The sequence below is a fragment of the Bradyrhizobium sp. OAE829 genome (genome assembly GCF_040546575.1).
In the GTDB taxonomy this organism is placed as follows: Bacteria; Pseudomonadota; Alphaproteobacteria; order Rhizobiales; family Xanthobacteraceae; genus Bradyrhizobium.
The window spans coordinates 4911302-4926475 of record NZ_JBEPOE010000001.1 but is presented as its reverse complement, the minus strand read 5'-3'; the positions used below and the strand labels follow the sequence as shown (position 1 = coordinate 4926475).

The window sequence follows — 15174 nt, the reverse complement described above, 5'->3', positions numbered from 1 at the left end:
TTTATCGAGCGACCGCCAGGCCAGATGCCGCTTGCGCAGGGCGCACGGAGACGCGCGCCTTGAGCCTGAATCCAGAGCTGCGGTCTGATTCAAACAGAACAGATCATGCCCTAGGGCCGATCGACATTCATTGCCCCCAAATCATTGCTGCGGCGAGGTGGATGAAGCCGGCAAAGTGGGAAGATCGTCTGTCGTAGCGTGTGGCCAAGCGCCGGAAGTGCTTGAGGCGACAGAAGCAGCGCTCGATGCGATTGCGCTGTTTGTAGGCCATGGTGTCGTGCGGGATGATGATCCTGCGGGTTCGGTTGGACGGGATGACCGCTGTTGCGCCCATATCAGCGATGATCGCGCGCATGGCGTTGCTGTCATAGGCTTTGTCGGCGAGCACGGCATCGCCGTTCTGACCGTGAAGTAAGGCAGGCGCCTGGGTGACGTCGCCAGTCTGGCCGGCCGTAATGACGAAGCGGAGCGGGCGACCGAGCGCGTCGGCCAGCATGTGGATCTTCGTCGTCAGTCCACCTCGGGAGCGCCCCAGCGCCTGATCTTTGGCCCCCCTTTTCCGCTCGCTGCCTGCTGATGGGCACGAACGATGGTGCTGTCGATCATCAGATACTGATTGTCACGGTCCGCCGTCAGGGCTGTGAACACACGTTCCCAGACGCCCGCATGGCACCAGCGGCTGAACCGCCGGTGCACCGATTTCCACTTGCCGTACCGCTCCGGCAGGTCGCACCAATGCGCCCCAGAGCGCAGAACCCACAAACATCCGTTCACGAACAGACGGTTATCCGCGGCCGTCCGGCCAGGGTCGCCACCCTTGCCCGGCAGCAGTGGTGAAATCTTTACCCACTGCGCCTCGTTCAGCTCGTATCTTCTCGTCGCCATCATCCGCTCCGTGCAAATCACGGAACCCTATGAATCAGCGATTACACCTCTTGGGAATCCTGAATGTCGATCGGCCCTAAGCCGCCCGCACGCCGGCCAGGAAGCTCGACACTTCGTCCTGCAGCGCCTTCAGCTTGCGGCCGAGCCGGTCGCTGGACTGCAGCACCATCTGCGCTTTCTCGCCGGTTTCCGTCGTCGCCGTGGTGACGTCGGTGATGTTCTGCGAGACCTGATTGGTGCCGGCCGCGGCCTTCTGGACGCTCGAAGCGATTTCCTGCGTCGCGGCGCCCTGCTGTTCGACAGCGGCCGCAATCGAGGACGAAATCTCGTTCACTTCCATGATCGTCGCGCGAATGCTCTGGATGTTTTCGACCACCTGCTGGGTCTCGGCCTGAATGGCGTTGATCTGCGCGCTGATCTCTTCGGTCGCCTTGGCGGTCTGGCTGGCGAGCGACTTGACCTCGCTGGCGACCACCGCGAAGCCCTTGCCGGCTTCGCCGGCGCGCGCCGCCTCGATGGTGGCGTTGAGCGCCAGCAGATTGGTCTGTGACGCGATGTCGTTGATCAGGCCGATCACTTCGCCGATCTTGTGGGCGGCAATCGCGAGGCCCTGGACGGTCTCGTTGGTGCGCTGGCCGTCGGCGGCGGCCTTGTCGGCGATCTGGGCGGCGTGACCGACGCGCTGGGTGATCTCGGAAATCGACGCGGAAAGTTCTTCGGCGGCCGACGCCACCGTCTGCACGTTCGACGACGCCTCCTGGGAAGCCATCGCCACCGCCTTGGAGCGGTCGCTGGCCTGGCTGGCGGTATGGGACATCCCTTGCGCGGTACCCTGCATTTCGCTCGCATCCTTGATGACGTCACCGACGACGGCCTGGACGCTGGCTTCGAACTTGCTGGCCAGATCCATCATCGATTTTCGCTTCTCGGCATCGGCCTCGGTCTTCAGCTGCGCCTGCTCGGCGTGCATCTTGGTCACCGCCTCGGCATTGTCCTTGAAGACGCGCAGCGATTTGGCGAGCGCGCCGACCTCATCCTTGCGCTGCGTATAGGGCACCTCGAAAGCGGTATCGCCGGACGCCAGCCGGTCGGTCAGGTCAGTGATGGTCGTGAGCGGGCGCGTCACGCTGCGGCCAATGAAGAACGAGCTGATCAGCACCAGCGCGAACACGGCCAGACAGACCAGCGCGAACATCTGGGCGGTCTGCTTGAACACCGCATCGACGTCGTCGAGATAGATGCCGGTGCCGATGATCCAGCCCCACGGCGTGAAGCCTTTCACATAGGAAATCTTCGGCACCGGTTGATCGAAGCCGGGCTTTGGCCAGAGATAGCTGTAGAAGCCGGCGCCCTTCGACTTCACGACGTCGACGAATCCGATGAACAGCCGGTTGCCGTTCGGATCCTTCATTTCGCCGAGATCCTTGCCGTCAAGCTCGGCCCTGATCGGATGCATGATCATCTTCGGCGACATGTCGTTGATCCAGAAATACTCGACCTTGTCGTAACGCAGGCTCTTGAGTTCCTGGATCGCGGCCTTTTGAGCGTCTGCCTGCGGCAGCTTTCCGTCGGTTTCCAGCTTCTGGTAATGGGTCAGGATTCCGTAGCCGATATCGATCATCTGCTGCGTCTTGACCTGACGGTCCGTCATCATCTGCCCGCGCATGGTGTAGAGCGCGATCGGGGCCATCACGACCATGCCGGCGAGGCTGAGACCAATCATGACGGCAAGCTTGAAGCTGATGCGGGAAAAGAACATCGGGTCAAATCCTGGGCCTGGGACGGGAAAACGACTGTTCCAATATAGACAGGACTTGTTAGCGAACTTTTAAGCATGCGCTGGGCGGCAGCGGGGACTCGGTTGTATTGATATTGTTGAGCTTTGTGGTCGCCCTGGAACTCCTGAGTACCCGGCCGGACTTGCCGTCTCGCGCAGGCAGCCAGGGGTGAGGCGTGTTTTCGGGACCGATCGCTCAAATGGAGTGCTTCGGCTTGCGTGTACCGGGCGTCTTGATCTGGTCGAGCTCCGCGACAAGCCAGGCAACGCCCGCATCCATCATTGCAACCTTTGGGAGAACCGCATTGATGGCAAAGTGCGGCAGCGCGATCGGCGCCTTGACGGCGACGATTCCAAAGCGCGGACCGTGCATCTCGACGAACCGTCGCGGCAACGCCGAGACCAGATCGGTTTCAGCCAGCACGCCGAGGGCAAAGGTGAAGTTCGGCACCGTCAATGCGACGCGGCGCGACAATCCTTGCCGGGCGAGTTCGACATCGACGAAGCCATAGGCATCCCCGGTATGCGAGACGACGAGATGCTGCATCTCGCAGTAATTCCGCAAGCGCGGTGCTTTCTGAAACGGGTGGCCCGCGCGCGCGGCGATGACAAACTCTTCCTGGTAGAGCGTTTGCTTGTGGAAGCGCGCCGGCACATCGTCGAACGGGATCACGGCGATATCCATGTCGCGCGCTTCGAGATCGGCCAGCGCTTCCTTCCACGCGAGGTCGGGCGTGGGCTGGCCCTGCGTCGGCAAAATCTGGCGGATGCCGATGTCGATTCCCGGCGCGGTCTTCCGTAACACTTCGAGCAATGGCGGCAGGAACACCGCCGACGTTCCGTCCGGCGCGCCGATGACGAAGCGGCGCGTCGATCGGGCCGGATCGAACGGCGCGCTGCTCGACACCACACCCCGGATGCGCGTCAGGATTTCGGAAACGGGCGCCGCGAGTTCGCTGGCCCGCGCGGTCGGCACCACGCCCTTGGGCGTCCTGAGAAACAAGGGATCATCAAGCAGTTTACGCAGGCGTCCAAGGCCATGGCTGACCGCCGATGGCGACAGGTTCAGCCGCTCGGCGGATCGCCCGGCGTGGCGCTCCTCCATCAGGATTTCGAACAGCACCAGCAGGTTCAGGTCGGCTCTGGATAGATCAGTCTTATTCATCATATCGGTGAAATCATATCATTTTATTCACCTCTGATGAAGTGGCAAATGCACCCCGCCGGACACGGATCCGGTCGAAATCAGATCGGGAGTGCTCACATGTTCGGATTCTTGCTCAGGACACGACGGCCATTGGACCAAGGTAAGCCTTCTGCTTGCCCGCTCGCCGGCCTATCGAGACGCGCGGCGATGACGGCCGCGCTGACGGCATCCCTGTCGTTCCGGCCATCGGGATGCCTGGCCAATTCAGCCGCCAGCGCGGGACAGCCGGTCGCGGAGCTGATCCAGCGCACCGAAGCGCAAGCGGTCGCCTTCATGCGCGGCGAAATGGACGAATGGTCCAGGATGGTTCGTATCGCTGATGATTTCACGCTGATGCAGCCGTTCGGCGGCCCGGCCAGCCGCGGCTTTGATGCCAGCCCCGAACGTCTGGCACAGCTCGCCAAGTACTTCAGAAACGGCGACGCGAAACTCGAACTCGTGCAGAGCTACGCGTCCGACGGTCTGGTGGTCCTCGTGATGATCGAGCGTCAGCATGGTGAGGTCGGCGGTCTGCCCGATCAGGACTGGTCACTCCGCGTCACCCAGGTCTATCGCAAGCATGGTTCGGAATGGCAGCTGGTCCATCGCCATGCCGATCCGCTCGTCCAAAACATCGGCCTGGAGGCAGCCGCGGCCATCGCCCGCGGGGCACGGCTCGGCGAAAAGTCCTGAGGCCGTCGCGTCTTTAGGCCGCCCGGACCGAACTCAGGAACTGGCCGACCTCGCGCTTGAGCCGGCTGCTTTCGCCGGACAGCGATTTGGCCGCCGCGAGCACTTGGGAAGAAGCCGATCCGGTCGCGCAGGCGCCCTGCTGAACATCGGCGATGTTGGAAGAGACCTGCTGGGTGCCGTGCGCGGCCTGCTGCACGTTACGGGCAATTTCCTGCGTCGCCGCGCCCTGCTGCTCGACGGCAGCCGCGATCGCGGACGCAATTTCGGACATCCGCCCGATCGTATCGCCGATTTCCTTGATGGCGCCGACCGATTCCTGCGTCGCCGCCTGGATGCCGTTGATCTGCTGGCTGATCTCGCCGGTCGCCTTGGCCGTTTGTTCGGCCAGCGCCTTCACTTCCGAGGCCACGACGGCAAAGCCGCGTCCCGCCTCGCCCGCCCGCGCCGCCTCGATGGTGGCGTTCAGCGCCAGCAGATTGGTCTGCCCGGCGATGGTGTTGATCAGCTCCACCACATCGCCGATCCGGGCGGCCGCTTTCGCCAGCTCGCCGACGCGATCGTTGGTTCGCTGCGCCTGCTCCACCGCTTCAGAGGCGATCCGCGCCGAGTCCTGCACCTGACGGCTGATCTCGTTGACCGACGATGCCATTTCCTCGGTGGCGGAGGCGACCGACTGCACATTGGTGGAGGCTTCTTCGGAGGCCGCCGCCACCGTGGTGGCCAGTTTCTCCGAACGGTCCGCGTTCGATGTCAGCGTCCCGGCCGATACTTCAAGCTCGCTCGAGGCCGTCGATACGATCTCGACGATCTCGCCGATCATCGATTCGAAGTCGCGGGTAATCGTGTCGACGCGCTGGCCGCGCTGGATCTTGGCGTCGGCCTCTACCGCCACCGCCTCATCGGCGGCCTTCTTGGCGATCAGGGCTTCCTTGAAGACCTGCAATGAACCTGCCATCGCGCCGATCTCATCGGCGCGCTCGATCGTCGGGATGGTCACGTCATGGCGGCCGGCGGCGAGGTCACCGACGACGTCGGTCAGATTGGCGAGCGGCGTAATCACCCGGCGGCGCAGCATCATTGTGACGCCGGCGAGCACGCCGAGCAGTGCGACAACGGCAAGGCCTGCCAGCGCCAGCATCGTCAGGGCGCCGTCGCGCGCGGCGCCGGCGCGTTCGGCGGCTTCAGCCAATGCGGCATCGCGCACGACAAAGAAACTCTGCACCGCGGGCACGATCGTGGCGGCGAGCTCTTCGGAATTGATGGCGTACTTGCCGTCGCCGCGCGCGGCCGGCATTTCCTTCTCGAGCCATGGCGCGGCCTTGCCAAAGTAGAGATCGACCGCGTCCTTCATGGCCTTTGCGAGCCGTGGCGGACTGCCGATCTGATCCACGCCGGCCTCGATCCGTTCGCGATCGAGATCGACGCGGCCCTGGCCACGGTCCATCATGGATATTTCGACCGCGGTCAGCGGACGGCGCGTGCTGATCGCAAGCGACATCGTCGCGGCCCGGCCGCCGGCACTGATCCGCAGGTCCTGCGCCGTGCGGGCGACGTTCAACAGCGCCGTCAGCGAAGCGTCGGCGCTCGCCACCTGGTTTTCAAGCCGGTTCAAGACCGGTTCGATGATCGCAACGACCTGCCCGATACCGGGCAGAAAGCCTTTGACCACGGCGGCATCGCGCCCACTCATGGGGGCCGCGAGCGCGCGGTCCGTCGCGGCGCGAATCTCGTTCAGCTTCGCCGCCGCCTGGTTGAGGCCGGCGATGATGGTGGTGCTATCGCTGAGGGTGCCGACGGCCGTACGGGCATTGGCAAACGCCGCGTCCGCCAACTGCGTGGCCTTCGCAATCGCCTCGCGCTGGGCCGGCGTCGCGGGCCCCTCCTGAAACAGCGGGCTGACATAGGGCGCGCGATGCGCGGCGACCTGCTGACCAACCGCCAGCACCGCGCCGAACGCTTCCACGGCCTTGATCGCTTCGGACTTGTCGGCGAAGGTACGATATTGCGGAACGAGAACCTGCGCGCCAAGGACGACCGCCAGGATCGTCACCGAGAGCATTGATACCGCAAAGAGCCGACCGATTCGCATGTTCTGTTTCCGTTGCCGTGTGAGCGGCCAAAATACGCAAGCAGGACTAAAGCGGGCTTAATGGACGAACGGTATAATTACGAGAACGGGGTCCGCGCCGCACCGGCTCGCATGAACCCGGTTGAGACGAGACGCGCCGGTGGCGACGTCAATGACGGCCGTGAGCAGACTTGCCTGGCGCCAGGTGCCGATAGAATAGCTCTATAGCTGCTATGTGCAGGCTTCGGTATCGCGATCGGGTGGCGTCGGCTAGGAGTAGAGGACGGGTTGGTGCACCCGGTTTCGCCGCGCATCACGTCATTCACACGATCTGTCGATAGCCATGGAGTAAACCCGATGCGACTGCCAGCGATCATGGTTGCAGCTGTTCTGATGACCGTCCCCGCAAGCGCAGCCGAGCTGACCGGGACGCTGCAGAAGATCAAGGAAACCAACCGGGTCGTCCTCGGCATCCAGGAAGCCTCGGTGCCCTTCAGCTACCTGGACAGCGATCAGAAGGTGATCGGATACGCCGTCGATATCTGCATGAAGATCGTGGACGCGGTGAAGCAGGAGCTCAAGCTCTCCAGCCTGAAGGTCGAGACAAGCCCGGTGACGTCGTCCAACCGCATTCCGCTGATGATGAATGGAACGGTCGATCTGGTCTGCTCGTCCACCACCAACAACGCGGAGCGGCAGCGCCAGGTGGCGTTCACAAACTCGCATTTCCTGTCGGCGACCCGCTTTGCGGCGAGGAAGTCCGACAACATCACCACGATCGACGCGCTGAAGGGCAAGCCTGTCGTTGCCATCTCAGGCTCGACCAACATGGTGCAGCTCACCCAGGCCAGCAGCGCCCGAAACCTCGGCGTTGCAGTGCTGGCCGCCAAGGACCAGGCCGAAGCGTTTCTGATGCTGGAGACCGGCCGCGCCGCCGCCTACGTCCTCGATGACGTGCAACTCGCCGTCGCGATCGCCAGGTCGAAGGACCCGTCGGCCTACATCATCAGCGAAGAGGCCTTTTCGAAGGCCGAACCCTACGGCATCATGCTGCGCAAGGATGATGCCCCGTTCAAGGCCGTGGCGGATCGCGCCACCGCGAACCTGTACCGCAGCCCCGAGATCGATGTGATCTACAAGAAATGGTTCGAATCGCCGGTGCCGCCGAACGGCCTCAACTTTCGCAATCCGATGCCTAAGGTTTTGCGGAGCGCCTTCGCAAATCCGTCAGACAGCGCGGACCCGGCAAGCTACGAGCGCTGAGGGCGCGTGCGGCCGTGGGCTGAATTAAACTGGCGATCCCGGCATGACTCGAACATGCGACCTACGGTTTAGGAAACCGTCGCTCTATCCGGCTGAGCTACGGGACCGCGAACCCGCTGAATCGGGCGGGTATCGCGATTCCATACCAGAGCGGAAGCCTGATCGCCAGCCTGCGATTGCGCTTTGATTTGCAGCGCGCGACCGCAGGATTCCCGGTGATTTTTGCTGCTACACCGTCGAAATGCCGTCGATCGGGCTGACATCGCCGACGAACCGCAGCAAGTCGGCCATGGTGAAATCGCCCGGCGTCTTCGAGGGCAGCGTCGGCTTCCAGCTCTTGCCCTTGAGCCACAGATACGACTGGTGGTCGCCATGCACGAGGCCGACGAAGACTTCGGCGATGATCGTCGCGCCCACCGGTCCGAGTTTTTCGCCGCCGCCGCGCTGCTCGGCCTCTTTCAGGATGTAGTACCAGAGCGGCGTGTGCTCGTGCAGGCCATGCTTCTTCGCCACCGCGCCGTCCGTGCCCTTGGCGATCTCGGCCGGCGTCAGCGGGTTCTTGATCCGCATCGCCTTGGCGACATCCTGTCCCGACGGCAATCCGAGCAGCACGCCGCGCTTCAAATTGCGGAACGGCAGGCTGCCGCCGCCGCCCGGCAGCGTATGCAGTGCCGGCACCACGAACGGATCGAGCTTCCGCGAGGGATTGAGCCTGACGTCAGCGGGATTGGTAGCCAGCACTTCAAAGTAGCGCCGCCAGTCGATGATCCAGTTGCTGGACAACAGCGGGATCGGTAGCGGCGGCACCGGCGGATTGGGCGCGAGATCGCCGATGATGCCGCCGGAAAGACCGGTGAAGCTGAACAGGAGTTCGAGTGAGGCCGGAACGATTCCGCCCGGACCGGGCGTGAAGAGACGGTTGTGGCTGTAGATCTCCCGCACCATGCTGTGGCCGAGCCGGAATGCCGCCCCGGAAAACTCGACCGGCATATAGGGTGTCTTCTTGAAGCGGTAGAAGCGGCGCCCCTGTTCGAGGATTTTCGCAACGATGCCCTTTTCGGTGATGCGCTCGACGAAATCGTGCAGCACCATCCACTGATAGTGCCAGGTCACGATCTGGCGGGCCTCCGCAAAGATCTCGCCAACCGGCGTGCCCTTCGCCGCCAGCTGATCGCACACCTTGTTGTGGAATTTCAGCATCGCCAGATGGGTCTGCGCGACCACCAGGTTTTCGTCGTTACGGTGGTCGCCGATCAGCGCAAAGCCTTCAGGATTGCGTGGCAGATCATTGCGAGGCGTGATGGTTACATTGCCGATCGGCACACTGATGGTCTTGCCGATCAGGAGTTTCGGACCGGGCGTCTTGCCGTCGAGATCGCCGGGATTGCGTGCGTAAAGCTGCCGGCTGCCATCCGGACCGAGACCATAGACATTGTCCAGATCGAGCGCGGGCGTGCGGAAATTTTCCACCGCGTTGGGATCTGCTTCCTTTTCGCCGAACGACGTCAGGTCAAGCGTGATGTCGTGATCGACGAACTGCCCGAGATAGGTGAAGCCGGCCGGCACCTTGGTGTTGTTCCCGGCGGGGTCGCCGGGGTTCGGGTCTTTCATCGCGTCGGCGAGTTCCTGCAGCGGTTTGTCATCGACCGCCAGCGGATCGAGGGTCGGAAACATCCGACCGAACATGCCGGGATCGTCGTGCCCGGAAAGCGTATCGAGAAATTGCCTTGTCGGATGACGGCCAGCTTTGCCATGGCCGGGCTGGACATTCACTTCTGTTGCCATCGCTTTCTCCAATCAGGAAGTACTATGAGGAGAGGGGCGCCAGTTGAGTCGTCTCAGTTCCTTAAAATGCGATTCGAAATTTCAGCATTGCCCCTCTGGGTGAGTGGCAACACCTATAAACCTATAGATTGCGGCAGATTGTTGCGTGGTTCACACTTGGCGGCTACTTGGCTGCGTCAATAGCGCTCAGGCGGTCTCGAACTCTCTGCGGATTTCGGCGTCGGTGTAGAAACAGATTCCGCCGTCGAGATCGCGAACCAGCCACTCGCCGAGATAGACGATCTGTGCGCCGCTTTGCCGCTCGTGCCGAAGCTCGAATTGTCCGTCGTCGCTGCGTTGAAGCGAGCAGCTGGACTGCACCCAGCTCGGCCATTCGTACAGCGGCTGCCCGGTGAACTGCCAGGCGATCAGTGCCGTATTGCTGGGACGGGGTTTCAACGTGAGTGTGCTGTTCACAACGATCTCCGAAAGGGTGACTTTTCGTAATCTGACAACGCGCGGAAGCCATGAAGGTTGGGCGCGGTTCGCGGAACTTCGCCACGAGTCGGCCGCTTTTCCTATGCGTCTTTGGGATAGTCCGGGATCATACGGGCATGTGGCGGCAGCCGCGGCGGCCGCCCTGCCGGGCGGCCGCCGGATCGCGTCCCGAAAAATCAGGAAGATGAGAACCCGTCCTACGCCTTGATGTTGTTCTCGCGCACGACCTTGCCCCAGGCGCTGACCTGCTTGGCGAAGAACGTGCCGAAATCCTTGGCGTCGGCCAGCAACAGCGTCATTTGCTGCGTCTCGCGCAGCTGCGCCGCGACCGCGGGCTCGCTCAGGATTTCGCGGACCGGCTTCGCGAGGCCATCGATGACATCAGGCGGCGTGCCCTTGGGCGCAAAAATGCCCCACCAGGCCAGCGTCTCGGAATCGGGGTAGCCGGCTTCGATCCCCGTCTGGGTGTCCGGGAGCGATGGCATCCGCTCGCGCCCGAGCTGCAGGATGGGACGAAGCGTATTGGTCCCCAGCTGCGCCATGATCAGCGCCGCCGATCCCGCGATCAGGTCGACGTGTCCGCCGAGCACGTCGTTCATGGCCGGTCCGCCGCCACGATACGGCACATGCGTGATTTCCACGCCGGCCTGCTTGGCGAGCATCGTCATCGCCAAATGACCGAGGGTACCGATGCCGACGGATGCGTATTTGATCGAGCCGGGCTCCTTTTTCGACGCCGCAACGACATCGGCAAACGTCTTGAACGGCCGGCTGGCGTTCGCCGCGATCACGTAGGGCGCGGTGCCGACGAGAAACACCGGCATCAGATCCTGCTCGACATCGACCTGCGGCTTTTCGAGAATGGATGGGATCACCGCGTGAGAATCGAAGGTCACGAGAAACGACGAACCGTCAGGCGGGCTTTTGGCCACCTGCGCCGCGCCAAGCGAACCGGCGGCGCCCGACTTGTTCTCCACCAGCACGACACGGCCGAGCTTGGTCTGCAGGTGAGACTGCAGCAGCCGCGCCAGCGCGTCGGTGGATCCTCCCGGCGGAAATGGCACCACCAGCGTCATGTTCTTCGCCGCTTGCCCCAGGGCCAGCGACGGCGCGAAGGTGAATGCGGCCGACGCCGCCAGCATGGTACGTCGCGTGATCTTCTTCATTTCTCTCCCCCTGATTGTTGCTGCGCTTGTTTTTTGTTTCGCAGGTTTATTGATTACCGAAGCCCGATCCCGGCTTTTTGTATTCCGGCCGCGGCGGGCTGAAGATATCGAGCACGCGAGCGCCCTCCGGCCCGGCGCGCATGGTGTGCGGCACGTTTCCCGGCGTGCGCCAGAAATCGCCCTTCTTCACGTTGATTTCCTCATCGCCCTGCACCCGCACGGCCGAACCTTCGAGCAGCACGCCCCATTGCTCCTCGGGGTGATGATGCAGGGTGCCTTGCGAATGCGGCGCCAGCGTCACCACCGACAGCATGGCCTGCTCACCGGCGAAGATGCGCGTGGTGAGACCCGGCGCGAGATCGCGAAACAGCCCGTCATCCGGGTTGTCCAGATTGTGAAACTCGTCCCTCTGACTCATCGTCGCTTCCTCAACCTTAGTTGTCCCAATGTCCGTTGCGTCTCGATCATGACTTGCCGTAGGAGCCCTGATAGCGGCCTTCGCGGATCGCCACCAACGTTTCCTCTTCCCGCCTGGTCTGGGCGCGCACCGCCTCGAGCAACGAAGGTGCGATCGCGGCCGGAAAGGACACCACGCCGTCCTCGTCCCCTACCACGATATCACCCGGCGATATCACCGACCCGCCGATCGAGACCGGCACGTTGATTTCGCCGGGGCCGCTCTTGTAGGGGCCTCGATGAATGACCGAACGGGCAAAGCATGGGAAATCGGACGCGGCGAACGCGGCAACGTCGCGGATCGCGCCGTCGATCACATAGCCCGCTGCACCCCGATACTCGGCAATGTTCTTCATGATCTCGCCGACCAGCGCCCGGCTCTCGTCGCCGCCGCCATCGACCACGATCACGTCGCCCGGTCCAACCAGCTCAAGCGCCTTGTGAATGGCCAGATTGTCGCCCGGCCGGGTGCGGACGGTGAAGGCTGCGCCCACCAGCCTGCCGCTGCGATGGAACGGCCGCAGCCCCACGGCGCCCGGCAGCCGGGCAAGGTTGTCGCTGATGATCGATGTGGACGCGCTCCTGAATGCCTCGATCAAGTCAGACGCCGGCTTTGGTACGCTATCAATGGCAATGGTGACGCTCATGCAGTTGATTTCCCTTGATGCTTCTTCTTGTTCGCGGACATCTTTGATAGCGCCAAACCCAGGCAATCAAATACCTTTTTACACAGATTGATATGCCCAAATTCTATTCCAATGGGCTGTTTTGCATCGGGATCGCGTAAACTCGCCGGGGAAATCCGGCGGCGGATCGAACGGATTTTCATCGGATGTGAGCTCGCCCCTTCATTGGTGCACGATGTTCGGCGAAACCGCGCCGGGCCGGCGCTTTGAATAAATGGCAAAGTCCTGCCACAATGCGTCAACAGGGGTGACTGCGACACAAGCCGCCTCCGGCCGGCTTGCGCCCAATGGGCCAAACCCCTTTCGCGTTGAATTTCCAGAACAAATTCCAACGAACCGCAGCTGAGTTCCATCGATCTCAGGCAAGAAATCAGCGCTGGAAAATCGCCGGGCTCCGGGGGTGACAAGGCCTGTCAAAATGGCGACAATCCGTTTAATCCATGACCGCAAATCAACTTTGGAACTCGCGTTGTTGAGGAAACTTCGTCCGTGATTGCGTTATCACCGCTGCCCGCTATCGCAGCCGTCGCCGGCCTCGTGGTGCTGGGCCCGGTGCATGCGCATGCGCAGTGGTGGCGCGGCACGCCGGTCGATTTCGAATCTTGCGCTGATGTCGCCGAGAAGGCGAAGACCAGGGAAGACAGGACGTCAGCGTTGGCCGAATGCAACGCGAAGTTCGCCGGCCGCCGCAAGCCCGGCGGCGGCTACACCTATTACGACTTCATGCAAGACCGCACCTTCGACATCGCGGGACCCAACCCGACGCCAGAAGAGCAGAAGAAGATCGACCAGCAATATACCGCCTATCTCGAAAGCCAGCGCCGCAGCAGCATCGCGGCGGCCCTTACGGCCAAGCAACAACTGCAGCAGGAGCAGGAATCGCAGCGCGCCGTGCAGCAGGTGGCGTTGCGAACCGAAGTCGAAAAAATCCCGGTGCCGGTGGCAAGCCCGGTCAAGCAGGCCGCGCGCCTCAAGGCTTCCAACTGCAAGAAAGATTCCTTCTCCTGCGAATGGCCGCGACTGTCGCAAAGCATCGACGATCTGAAGAAGCTGTTCGGCGCGACGCCGAGCAACCCGACGCCGAGCAAGCCGAAGCGGGGCTGAAGCCTCGCCGTCGTCCCGGCGAACGCCGGGACCCATACGCCGCGGCCTGTCGGCAAGAACACAGGCGTTAGATATCTTATAAAACAATGATGGCCGCGGCGTGTGGGTCCCCCGATGCGCAATTGCGCATCTGAGATCGCGCTGCGCTTGTCCGGGACGACAGCATCAATCCGCAATCACCCTCGCATCGACACGATCAATTCGCAGGCGCGCGCTTGCTCCGGCGCGGCGGCTTCGTCACTGGCGCGACCGGTCTATGGGCCCGCGCCGCGGCCGCCCGCTGCTCCTGCAGCCGCGCCTCATAGCCCGGCGACGGCGTCGCAACGGGCGGCACGGCATACGCGGGAAGCACGGATAGCCAGCCAAGAAAGGCGGCGATCGCCAGAGGGGCTGTTCGTGTCGGTTTCATGCCGCCTCTCCCAGTGAACGCTCCCAGGCAAAACTCGCGCAGCACCGGCGCCATTTCAAGGCAACCGACAACTTCAGCTGCGGATCTGATCCGGTGTCAGCCCCGGCGAACCCTGGCCGGCGGCCTCGGCTTTGCGGATCAGTTCGACGACCCGGCGCGACAGCGGCACGTCCAGCCCGCGCCGCTCGGCGATCTCGGTGATGACGCCCTGAAAATAATCGATCTCGGTGCGGCGGCCGCGTTGCAGATCTTCCCACATCGAGGAGCGCGCTTCGGGATCGATCTTCATCGTCCGTCCCAGCACGGCTTCGAACATCATATCCGGCAAACGCAGTAAATGCGGCATCCAGCCCGGCGGCAGCGGCGTCGGCGAAACCGGCTTGATGCCCTCTGCGCGCATCGCCGCCAATCCTTCCGTCACCTGGTCGGCAAACAACCGCCGCCAAGGCCGCTGCGCGAGTTGGCGGCGCAGCGGCAGATCGGCCAGCGCATTGAGCGCGTTGTTGAGATTGAGCAGCAGCTTGCCCCATTGCACGCCGTCGATATTGCCGGTCGGGCGCATGTTCAATCCCGGCACTGAAAGCTTTTCGGCGGTACCGTCGGCGTCCTGTTCGATCACGATGTCGCCTGACGTCGCGCGGTGAAACCGCCCCTCGCCTGCGGTGATCACATTGAACGGCACCATGCCGCCGAGCACGCGCCGGCTGGGCAAGCGATTGCGCAGCACCGCAACATTGCCGACGCCGTTCTGCAGGCTGACGACAATGACATCGGACGGCGCATTCCTTGCGATGATATCCGCCATCTCAGCTGTATCGGCGCTCTTGACCGTGACCAGCACAACGCCAGCATCCGCAAAGATCGACGGATCATCCGACAATTTCAGCGCCTTCGCTTCGATCGTCCGGTCAAAACCTTCGAAGCTCGTCGGCCGCAGGCCTCTGGCCTCGATCTCGGCGATCACGCGCGGGCGTGCCAGCAAGGCAACACGACGGCCGCCGGCCGCCAGCAAGCCGCCGACGAAACAGCCGATGCTGCCCGCGCCCGCCACGCCAATCGTTCGGCCTGCGTTCATCTTCAATGGTCTCTATTGCCGGCCCTTCGATAGCAGAACCGGCACCCGGTGCCTACCGAAGGCGCAAACGCTTGTCCGGGCGCGCCTTGTAACCGTCATGGGCCACCGTTATGTTTCGCCCGGGGGCTGACACGCTGCAGGAGA

14 protein-coding genes, 1 tRNA gene and 1 pseudogene are annotated in these 15174 nt (G+C 63.0%); 3 read left to right on the top strand and 13 right to left on the bottom strand.

All coding sequences use genetic code 11. The annotated features are described in order from the left end of the window. Window positions 1-127: 127 nt before the first annotated feature. The 3 genes and pseudogenes from ABIE49_RS23735 to ABIE49_RS23725 form a co-directional block, all read right to left on the bottom strand. Window positions 128-885 (bottom strand): annotated as a pseudogene (locus ABIE49_RS23735) (IS5 family transposase). Window positions 886-961: 76 nt separating this feature from the next. After that, window positions 962-2644 carry a methyl-accepting chemotaxis protein gene (locus tag ABIE49_RS23730; protein WP_192736524.1) on the bottom strand — a complete coding sequence of 561 codons (1683 nt, stop codon included), beginning with the start codon at window positions 2642-2644 and terminating at the stop codon, window positions 962-964. Window positions 2645-2858: 214 nt separating this feature from the next. Beyond that, a complete protein-coding gene (locus ABIE49_RS23725) occupies window positions 2859-3830 on the bottom strand; it encodes a LysR family transcriptional regulator (protein WP_192736523.1) in 972 nt (323 codons plus the stop codon). Between the two features lie 186 nt (window positions 3831-4016). Between ABIE49_RS23725 and ABIE49_RS23720 the strand changes: the two genes are divergently transcribed. Further along, a complete protein-coding gene (locus ABIE49_RS23720) occupies window positions 4017-4541 on the top strand; it encodes a YybH family protein (protein WP_192736522.1) in 525 nt (174 codons plus the stop codon). Between the two features lie 13 nt (window positions 4542-4554). Here ABIE49_RS23720 and ABIE49_RS23715 read toward each other — a convergent pair whose 3' ends face one another. Next, complete coding sequence (locus tag ABIE49_RS23715; protein WP_192736521.1) at window positions 4555-6630, bottom strand: methyl-accepting chemotaxis protein; 2076 nt, start codon at window positions 6628-6630, stop codon at window positions 4555-4557. 336 nt (window positions 6631-6966) lie between these two features. Between ABIE49_RS23715 and ABIE49_RS23710 the strand changes: the two genes are divergently transcribed. After that, window positions 6967-7872, top strand: a complete 906-nt coding sequence (locus tag ABIE49_RS23710; protein WP_192736520.1) for an amino acid ABC transporter substrate-binding protein — start codon at window positions 6967-6969, stop codon at window positions 7870-7872. Window positions 7873-7902: 30 nt separating this feature from the next. On the opposite strand, the gene ABIE49_RS23705 is transcribed toward ABIE49_RS23710, so the two are convergent. The 7 genes from ABIE49_RS23705 to ABIE49_RS23675 form a co-directional block, all read right to left on the bottom strand. Beyond that, window positions 7903-7979, bottom strand: a tRNA-Arg gene (locus tag ABIE49_RS23705). 121 nt (window positions 7980-8100) lie between these two features. After that, the gene (locus tag ABIE49_RS23700) at window positions 8101-9657 is read right to left on the bottom strand and encodes a peroxidase family protein (RefSeq protein ID WP_192736519.1); all 1557 of its coding nucleotides are present in this window, start codon (window positions 9655-9657) and stop codon (window positions 8101-8103) included. 186 nt (window positions 9658-9843) lie between these two features. Further along, window positions 9844-10113, bottom strand: a complete 270-nt coding sequence (locus tag ABIE49_RS23695; RefSeq protein WP_192736518.1) for a hypothetical protein — start codon at window positions 10111-10113, stop codon at window positions 9844-9846. A 218-nt stretch (window positions 10114-10331) separates the two neighbouring features. Continuing rightward, the gene (locus ABIE49_RS23690; RefSeq protein WP_192736517.1) at window positions 10332-11300 is read right to left on the bottom strand and encodes a tripartite tricarboxylate transporter substrate-binding protein; all 969 of its coding nucleotides are present in this window, start codon (window positions 11298-11300) and stop codon (window positions 10332-10334) included. 46 nt (window positions 11301-11346) lie between these two features. Then, a complete protein-coding gene (locus ABIE49_RS23685; protein ID WP_192736516.1) occupies window positions 11347-11718 on the bottom strand; it encodes a cupin domain-containing protein in 372 nt (123 codons plus the stop codon). 46 nt (window positions 11719-11764) lie between these two features. Next, the gene (locus ABIE49_RS23680) at window positions 11765-12403 is read right to left on the bottom strand and encodes an RraA family protein (RefSeq protein WP_192736515.1); all 639 of its coding nucleotides are present in this window, start codon (window positions 12401-12403) and stop codon (window positions 11765-11767) included. Beyond that, a complete protein-coding gene (locus tag ABIE49_RS23675) occupies window positions 12400-12585 on the bottom strand; it encodes a hypothetical protein (RefSeq protein WP_192736514.1) in 186 nt (61 codons plus the stop codon). The genes ABIE49_RS23680 and ABIE49_RS23675 overlap by 4 nt, the downstream gene beginning before the upstream one ends. 346 nt (window positions 12586-12931) lie before the next feature. Here ABIE49_RS23675 and ABIE49_RS23670 point away from each other — a divergent pair, with 346 nt between their 5' ends. Further along, complete coding sequence (locus ABIE49_RS23670; protein ID WP_192736513.1) at window positions 12932-13546, top strand: hypothetical protein; 615 nt, start codon at window positions 12932-12934, stop codon at window positions 13544-13546. Window positions 13547-13742: 196 nt separating this feature from the next. On the opposite strand, the gene ABIE49_RS23665 is transcribed toward ABIE49_RS23670, so the two are convergent. Both ABIE49_RS23665 and ABIE49_RS23660 read right to left on the bottom strand, forming a co-directional pair. Continuing rightward, window positions 13743-13955: a hypothetical protein gene (locus tag ABIE49_RS23665; protein WP_354066945.1), complete on the bottom strand. Its 213-nt coding sequence runs from the start codon at window positions 13953-13955 to the stop codon at window positions 13743-13745. Between the two features lie 73 nt (window positions 13956-14028). Further along, window positions 14029-15030: a 2-dehydropantoate 2-reductase gene (locus ABIE49_RS23660; RefSeq protein WP_192736512.1), complete on the bottom strand. Its 1002-nt coding sequence runs from the start codon at window positions 15028-15030 to the stop codon at window positions 14029-14031. Between the last annotated feature and the right edge of the window lie 144 nt (window positions 15031-15174).

What these genes read in the sequence shown, in the direction of transcription:
- ABIE49_RS23715 (WP_192736521.1), bottom strand. Translation starts at nt 6,630, where the DNA reads ATGCGAATCGGTCGGCTCTTTGCGGTATCAATGCTCTCGGTGACGATC.
- ABIE49_RS23690 (WP_192736517.1), bottom strand. Translation starts at nt 11,300, where the DNA reads ATGAAGAAGATCACGCGACGTACCATGCTGGCGGCGTCGGCCGCATTC.
- ABIE49_RS23720 (WP_192736522.1), top strand. Translation starts at nt 4,017, where the DNA reads ATGACGGCCGCGCTGACGGCATCCCTGTCGTTCCGGCCATCGGGATGC.
- ABIE49_RS23680 (WP_192736515.1), bottom strand. Translation starts at nt 12,403, where the DNA reads ATGAGCGTCACCATTGCCATTGATAGCGTACCAAAGCCGGCGTCTGAC.
- ABIE49_RS23685 (WP_192736516.1), bottom strand. Translation starts at nt 11,718, where the DNA reads ATGAGTCAGAGGGACGAGTTTCACAATCTGGACAACCCGGATGACGGG.
- ABIE49_RS23730 (WP_192736524.1), bottom strand. Translation starts at nt 2,644, where the DNA reads ATGTTCTTTTCCCGCATCAGCTTCAAGCTTGCCGTCATGATTGGTCTC.
- ABIE49_RS23710 (WP_192736520.1), top strand. Translation starts at nt 6,967, where the DNA reads ATGCGACTGCCAGCGATCATGGTTGCAGCTGTTCTGATGACCGTCCCC.
- ABIE49_RS23700 (WP_192736519.1), bottom strand. Translation starts at nt 9,657, where the DNA reads ATGGCAACAGAAGTGAATGTCCAGCCCGGCCATGGCAAAGCTGGCCGT.
- ABIE49_RS23660 (WP_192736512.1), bottom strand. Translation starts at nt 15,030, where the DNA reads ATGAACGCAGGCCGAACGATTGGCGTGGCGGGCGCGGGCAGCATCGGC.
- ABIE49_RS23665 (WP_354066945.1), bottom strand. Translation starts at nt 13,955, where the DNA reads ATGAAACCGACACGAACAGCCCCTCTGGCGATCGCCGCCTTTCTTGGC.
- ABIE49_RS23725 (WP_192736523.1), bottom strand. Translation starts at nt 3,830, where the DNA reads ATGATGAATAAGACTGATCTATCCAGAGCCGACCTGAACCTGCTGGTG.
- ABIE49_RS23675 (WP_192736514.1), bottom strand. Translation starts at nt 12,585, where the DNA reads ATGAAAATCCGTTCGATCCGCCGCCGGATTTCCCCGGCGAGTTTACGC.